This is a genomic window from [Clostridium] ammoniilyticum (genome assembly GCF_025566905.1).
GTDB lineage: Bacteria > Bacillota_I > Bacilli_A > Erysipelotrichales > Coprobacillaceae > Faecalibacillus > Faecalibacillus intestinalis.
Genome location: NZ_JAOQJR010000016.1, coordinates 46,604 through 53,408, shown reverse-complemented (window position 1 = coordinate 53,408; position 6,805 = coordinate 46,604). Strand labels below are relative to the sequence as shown.

At 29.0% G+C, this 6,805-nt stretch carries 8 protein-coding genes; 7 read left to right on the top strand and 1 reads right to left on the bottom strand.

The features are described from left to right. Nucleotides 1–101 precede the first annotated feature (101 nt). From aroB to OCV55_RS12335, 7 genes are all read left to right on the top strand, one after another. Nucleotides 102–1,160, top strand: a complete 1,059-nt coding sequence (gene aroB, locus OCV55_RS12365; protein WP_032091674.1) for a 3-dehydroquinate synthase — start codon at nt 102–104, stop codon at nt 1,158–1,160. 1 nt (nt 1,161) lies between these two features. Next, nucleotides 1,162–2,448: a 3-phosphoshikimate 1-carboxyvinyltransferase gene (gene aroA / locus OCV55_RS12360; RefSeq protein ID WP_147580770.1), complete on the top strand. Its 1,287-nt coding sequence runs from the start codon at nt 1,162–1,164 to the stop codon at nt 2,446–2,448. After that, the gene (gene aroC / locus OCV55_RS12355) at nt 2,432–3,508 is read left to right on the top strand and encodes a chorismate synthase (protein ID WP_147580769.1); all 1,077 of its coding nucleotides are present in this window, start codon (nt 2,432–2,434) and stop codon (nt 3,506–3,508) included. The genes aroA and aroC overlap by 17 nt, the downstream gene beginning before the upstream one ends. A gap of 2 nt (nt 3,509–3,510) precedes the next feature. Beyond that, a complete protein-coding gene (gene pheA, locus OCV55_RS12350; protein WP_147580768.1) occupies nt 3,511–4,632 on the top strand; it encodes a prephenate dehydratase in 1,122 nt (373 codons plus the stop codon). A 2-nt stretch (nt 4,633–4,634) separates the two neighbouring features. Then, a complete protein-coding gene (locus OCV55_RS12345; protein WP_119362921.1) occupies nt 4,635–5,123 on the top strand; it encodes a shikimate kinase in 489 nt (162 codons plus the stop codon). A gap of 107 nt (nt 5,124–5,230) precedes the next feature. Further along, entirely contained in the window at nt 5,231–5,404 is a 174-nt protein-coding gene (locus tag OCV55_RS12340) for a hypothetical protein (protein ID WP_267309939.1), read from the top strand. Between the two features lie 87 nt (nt 5,405–5,491). Further along, entirely contained in the window at nt 5,492–5,614 is a 123-nt protein-coding gene (locus OCV55_RS12335) for a hypothetical protein (protein ID WP_267309938.1), read from the top strand. Between the two features lie 39 nt (nt 5,615–5,653). Here the strand turns inward: OCV55_RS12335 and OCV55_RS12330 are convergent, their stop codons facing one another. Continuing rightward, entirely contained in the window at nt 5,654–6,760 is a 1,107-nt protein-coding gene (locus OCV55_RS12330) for an AI-2E family transporter (protein WP_147580767.1), read from the bottom strand. Nucleotides 6,761–6,805 lie beyond the last annotated feature (45 nt).

Here is a 6,805-nt window from a genome sequence, read left to right as displayed (position 1 = left end):
TGATGGACCACAATCATTAAAACCAGCCAAATTTGAACAATTGATGAAAGAATTAAAACCAATTGCTGATGCTGTTGGTAAAGAAATTTAAGGTGACTGAAATGGAAATGATCGTTAATTTAAAGGAACATAGTTATCCTATTTATATAGAAAAAAATATTTTAAAACATGCAAATGAAAAAATAAAAGAAGTCTTTAAAGGAAAGAAAATTATGATCATTTCCGATGATCAAGTTTATCCTTTATATGGCGATGATTTGACTTTAAATCTTGAAAAAGATTTTAAAGTCAATCATGTCGTTGTTCCTCATGGAGAAAAATCAAAACGTTTTGATATGTTACCAACACTTTATAAAGCATGTTTAGATTTTAAACTTACAAGAACGGATTTAATCATTGCTTTAGGTGGTGGTGTGATTGGTGATATGGCAGGATTTGTCGCAAGTAGTTATTTGAGAGGGGTAAAACTTGTCCAAATTCCTACTTCTTTACTTGCACAAGTGGATAGTTCTGTTGGTGGAAAGGTAGCGGTTGATTTACCTGAAGGGAAAAACCTGGTAGGAGCTTTCTATCATCCATCCATGGTTTTGATTGATCCATGTACATTAAAGACATTAGATCCACATTTTATCAGTGATGGCATGGGAGAAGTCATTAAATATGGATGTATTAAAGATAAAAAATTATTTGATCAATTAAATTCTTATCAAAATTTTGAAGAACTCTATGAATTTATTGATGAAATCATATATAATTGTGTCAACATCAAAAGAGAAGTTGTTGAAAAAGATCAATTTGATTTTGGTGATCGTTTATTACTTAACTTTGGTCATACCTATGCGCATGCCATAGAACAATATTATCACTATGAAAAATATTCTCATGGGGAAGCCGTAGGTATTGGAATGTATCAAATTACAAAACTTGCTGAAAGTCTAGATTTGACAAAAACAGGATCTTCCATGCAAATTAAAGAAATCTTACAAAAATACAATCTACCATATGAATGTCAAGTTGAAACAAAAAATCTTATTCAAGCTATTTCTTTAGATAAAAAGAATATTAATAATTCATTATCTGTTGTTTTATTAAAAGAAATAGGAGATAGTTATGTTTATCAAACAAATCAAGAATTTTTATTAAAAAAAGAAAGGGTATAAAATGAGTCAAATTAAGTTAATTCCTACAAAACTAAAAGGAAAAGTATCTGTTCCACCTTCAAAATCATTAGCACATCGTGCGATTATTGCAGCCAGTCTTGCTAAAGGTATTTCAAGAATTGATCATATTGAATATTCTCAAGATATCAAAGCAACAATTGGTGCGATGGAAGCACTTGGAACAATTATTGAACAACATGAAGATTATCTTATTATTAATGGTAATTACACATTTACTAAAAATAATACGATGCCAGGAGTCCAAATTGATTGTGAAGAATCAGGATCAACGCTTCGCTTCATGGTTCCTATTTCTCTTGCTAAAGAAAATAAAGTACGTTTTATAGGAAGAGGACAATTAGGGAAAAGACCATTAGATACCTATTATGAAATCTTTGAAAGACAAAATATTGGTTATTTATATCGTGAAAATGTTTTAGATTTAAATGTTGTGGGTGAATTAAAACCTGATTTATATCGTATTCCAGGTAATATTTCATCACAATTTATTACCGGTTTATTATTTGCTTTACCTTTATTATCATTTGATTCAATCATTGAAATTACAACACCACTTGAAAGTAAAGGATATATTGATTTAACATTACAAGTATTAAAACTTTATGGTATTGAAATTGTGAATCATGAATATAAACAATTTATTGTAAGAGGTAGACAAGAATATAAGGCAAGAGATTATCGTGTGGAATCTGATTTTTCTCAAGCTGCTTTCTATTTAGTAGCGGGTGCTTTAGGAAATGATGTTACATTATTAGATTTAAACTTAGATTCTTTACAAGGTGATAAAGCAACAATTGATTTTTTAAAACAAATGAATTGTGAAATCGTGGAAAATGATGAAGGAATTAAAGTGGTGAGTCATGGTTTAAAAGCAACAACTGTGGATGCGAGTCAATGCCCTGATGTTATTCCAGTTGTTTCTCTTGCATTAGCACTTGCAAGTGGACATAGTGAAGTCATCAATGCCGGACGTTTACGTATTAAAGAATGTGATCGTCTTCAAGCAACAGTTGAAGAATTGAATAAACTAAAAGCACATGCAGTTGAACATGAATCTTCTATGGAATTAGATGGTGTAGAAACTTTAACTGGTGGAAATGTATCAAGTCATGATGATCATCGTATGGCGATGATGCTAGCGATTGCTTCAACAGTGTGTAAGGAACCAGTCATTATTGATAATAAAGAATGTGTTAAAAAATCTTATCCAAGTTTTTGGGAAGATTTCGAGATGTTAGGAGGAAAAATCGATGGGGGCAACTTATAAAAATAATATAGAACTTACAATTTTTGGTGAATCCCATGGAAAAGCTATTGGTATTACCATTGGCAATCTTCCTAGCGGTATTCAAATTGATTTAGATGAAGTTTCGCGTGATATGAAAAGAAGAGCACCAGGACAAAATAAAATGTCGACAGCTAGAAAAGAAGCAGATCAAGTAGAAATTTTATCAGGGTTACAAGATGGCATTACCACAGGAGCACCTCTTACAGGAGTCATCTATAATAGTGATCAACATTCTAAAGATTATTCTTTACTTAAAACAAATATGCGACCAGGACATAGTGATTATCCTGCTTATATTAAATATAAAGGATTTAATGATGTCCGTGGGGGTGGTCATTTTTCTGGAAGAATTACAGCCCCAATCGTTTTTGCGGGAAATATTGCTAAACAGATTTTAAAACAAAAAGGAATTATTATAGGAGCACATATTTTATCAATTGGAAAAATCAAAGATGAAAAGTTCCCTGTAAATGTAGATGATGAAATGCTTTTAAAATTAAGTGAAAAACAATATCCAACAATTAAAGAGGATGTTTTTGAAAAAATGGAAGAAACGATTTTAAAAGCAAAAGAAAATTTAGATAGTGTTGGTGGAAAAATTGAATGTGTTGCTTTACATGTTCCTGCTGGAGTAGGTGAACCTTTCTTTGATTCTTTAGAAAGTCATTTATCTTCATTGATGTTTTCAATTCCAGCCGTTAAAAGTGTTTCTTTTGGCGATGGAGAAAGTATTGATGAAATGTTAGGGAGTGAAGCCAATGATTGTTATTATTATGATGAAGAAGGAAATGTAAGAACTTCTACAAATCATAATGGTGGCATTACTGGTGGTATTACAAATGGTATGCCTGTAAGTTGTACGGTTACTTTTAAACCTACACCTTCGATTGCTAAAAAACAAAAGACGATTAATATTGAAACAAAAGAAAATGTAGAATTAGAAATAAAAGGAAGACATGATCCTTGTATTGTACAAAGAGCAGTTGTTGTTGTAGAAGCAATGATGGCTTTAGGAATACTTGATATGATGAGGGAATAAGTATGAAAGATTTAAAACAATGCCGAATTGAAATAGATGCAATTGATCAACAATTAATGGAACTTTTTGAAAAACGTATGGCTCTTTCAAAAAGTGTCGTTGAATATAAAATTGAAAATCATTTAGAAATTTTCCAACTTGAAAGAGAAAGAGAAGTTATTGAAAAGAACTTAAATCGTTTAAATAATGATCAATTAAAAGAATATGCAAGATGTTTTATTCAAGAAATGATGACAGTTTCTAAATCTTATCAATCAGATTTATTACCACTTGAATTAGATGAAAATATTAAAACAGACTTTAAAAAAGATCCTGTTGTAGGTTATCAAGGAATTGCAGGTGCTTTTTCACAAAGTGCTGTTGAAAATTTCTTTGGTGAAGGAACAAAGAATATTGGTTATAGAGACTTCGAAGATGTTTATGTGGCTTTGGAAAATGGTGAAATTGATTATGGTGTTTTACCAATTGAAAATAGTTTAACAGGTTCAATTAATGATAACTATGATTTAATTAGAAAATATGGTTTCTATATTGTAGGAGAAACTGCAGTTAATGTCAGTCAATGTTTAATGGCACTTCCAGGGACAAAGATTGAGGATATCAGACAAGTTTACTCACATCCACAAGGATTAGCACAATCAAGTGAATTTTTATATCAACATCGTTATATTGAACAAAGACCATTTCAAGATACAGCCATGGCTGCTAAATATGTAATGGATTCAAAAGATCCAACTAAAGCAGCCATTGCATCACCACTTGCATGTAAACTTTATGGTTTAGAAATGTTAAAAGAAAATGTACAAAATAAGAAAAACAATAGAACACGTTTTATGGTGATTTCTAAAGAATTTATTTGTCCAAAAGAAAGTGATAAAGTTTCTGTTATCTTTACATTACCTCATCAAGTTGGAGCTTTAGATAACATGTTACAAACAATTAAACAAAGTCAAATTAATATGGATCGTATTGAATCAAGACCAATTGAAACACAATATTGGCAATATTATTTCTATATTGATTTTGAAGGAAATATGCATGAAGAAAGAATTCAACGTGCTATTAATAAAATGAAAGCAAATAGTACAACGTTAAAAGTATTGGGAAATTATAAAAGGGCGTAAGAATGAAAAATATTATATTAGTGGGAATCATGGGGTGTGGTAAAACAACCATCTCCAAATTATTATCAGAAAAATTAAAGATGCCAGTTATTGATATGGATAAATATATTGAAAAAAAATATCAATGTACAATACCTGATATGTTTGCCATCTCTGAGGAATATTTTAGGGACAGAGAAAGTGAAGCATGTTTAGATATGGCAAAGCTTGACGGCTATATTATTTCTACAGGTGGGGGAGTCATCAAAAGAAAAGAAAATAGAGACGTTTTAAAACAAGCGGGTACTGTTTTCTATATTGATCGACCTGTAGATAATATTGTAACAGATGTAGAAACAGCTCATCGACCATTATTAAAAGATGGACCAGAAAAACTTTATCAATTATTTGATGAAAGACATCAACTTTATTTAGATAGTTGCCACTATCATGTAAAAAATGATGGAACACTAACGGATATCGTTAATAAAATAGTAGAAGATATAGACTAAATCGTAAGGTTTAGTTTTTCTTTTTTATTTAAAATAATGTAGCTTAAAAAGGTTTTAAATATTTTAAAAATATCAAAAGGATGGTTGTTAGAACCGGAATATATGAAATGTTGGATTATTATAATCAATTGATCAGTGGACGTAAAAAATTGATGCCTAATATTATGATTGTCTTTTATGCAGGTTCTTCTTTTTGGAAGGCACCCCAAAGACTACAAGAGATGATGGATAAATCAAAAAGTATGGAAAATATTATAATGATTGGAAATACTTTTTTGTAGATATTAAAGAAATAGATACAACAAAGATTAAAAATTCACAAGTAAGATATCTTGTAGAAGCAGTGCAAGGATTATATGAAGGAGATTATGAAGAATCTAAAAGAATTAATGATGAAAATCGATAAATTCAATTCTCAACAACTTAATATGCTTGTTGAACATATATTTGATATTAGTAATGAAGATGATATTTTACATCTTATCCATTAGCCAAGACGATGAGAGTCTTGGCTTTTTGTATTAAGATATTTATTTTTTTAATTGATCTTTAACATAAGTTTTAAATAAAGTATAGAAAATAGATGTTAAAGGAATAAATAAAAACATTCCCATGATACCCATTAAATTTCCACCTATGATTACAGCTACAAAGACCCAAATAGAAGGAAGACCTACAGAATTTCCTACAACATGAGGATAAATAAAGTTACCTTCAATTTGTTGTAGAACTAAAAATAAAACAATAAATTCAATAGCTTGGATTGGATTTACAATACCAATCATAATAATTCCTATAAAACATCCAATAAATGCTCCAAAAACAGGAATCAATGCAGTTATTGCAATAACTACTCCCATCAACATAGCGTAAGGCATTTTTAAAATACCCATTGTAACAATAAACATACTTCCAAGAATACAAGCTTCTAAACATTGACATGTAATAAAACTTGTAAAAGTATCACCTGATAACTGAATGATTTTACAAACTTTTTCAGTTTTATCTTTTCCAATAAAAGCAATTGTTGTCTTTTTAAGTTGTCTAGATAATGTTTCTTTAGAAAAAAGAAGATAAATAGAAAAGACAAGACCAATAAAGAAAGTATATAAACTACTTAATGTATTTGATAAAATAGAAAATCCAGAATGAAATAAACTTTGCCAATTATTTATAATTGTTTTATATAAAGCAGATAAGTCAAGATCTAAAGAAATAATAGAATCGATGATATTTTTAAAACTTCCATTCATTATATTTCTATTTTCTTTTAAGAAAATAAGTAGTTGATCATAAGCATTAGGTGCCAATTTAACAATTTCTTTAAGAGAATGGATTAGTTCGGGTCCAATGATAAAACAAATAAGTAATAAAAAACTAACAAATAAAATAAGAGTTAAGATAAATGAAATCATTCTTTTATTTCTTACATTTTTTAATAAACTTTTTTCTAATTGATTTGTAATAATATTTAAAATAAAAGCAATACAAAAACCAACTATAAAAGGAATAATTAATTGCCAAAGATATTGAATAAAACTAAAAACAGACGATAAATTTAAAATAATAGCTAAGATAATACCTGCATAACTTATTAAATAAAGGTATTTTTTTAACTCATTGTCATTTGAAAACATAAAATCACCTCTTAAAAAGTATATATTTTTTATATGAACAGAAAA

What these genes read in the sequence shown, in the direction of transcription:
- aroB (WP_032091674.1), top strand. Translation starts at nt 102, where the DNA reads ATGGAAATGATCGTTAATTTAAAGGAACATAGTTATCCTATTTATATA.
- aroA (WP_147580770.1), top strand. Translation starts at nt 1,162, where the DNA reads ATGAGTCAAATTAAGTTAATTCCTACAAAACTAAAAGGAAAAGTATCT.
- aroC (WP_147580769.1), top strand. Translation starts at nt 2,432, where the DNA reads ATGGGGGCAACTTATAAAAATAATATAGAACTTACAATTTTTGGTGAA.
- pheA (WP_147580768.1), top strand. Translation starts at nt 3,511, where the DNA reads ATGAAAGATTTAAAACAATGCCGAATTGAAATAGATGCAATTGATCAA.
- OCV55_RS12345 (WP_119362921.1), top strand. Translation starts at nt 4,635, where the DNA reads ATGAAAAATATTATATTAGTGGGAATCATGGGGTGTGGTAAAACAACC.
- OCV55_RS12340 (WP_267309939.1), top strand. Translation starts at nt 5,231, where the DNA reads ATGTTGGATTATTATAATCAATTGATCAGTGGACGTAAAAAATTGATG.
- OCV55_RS12335 (WP_267309938.1), top strand. Translation starts at nt 5,492, where the DNA reads ATGAAGAATCTAAAAGAATTAATGATGAAAATCGATAAATTCAATTCT.
- OCV55_RS12330 (WP_147580767.1), bottom strand. Translation starts at nt 6,760, where the DNA reads ATGTTTTCAAATGACAATGAGTTAAAAAAATACCTTTATTTAATAAGT.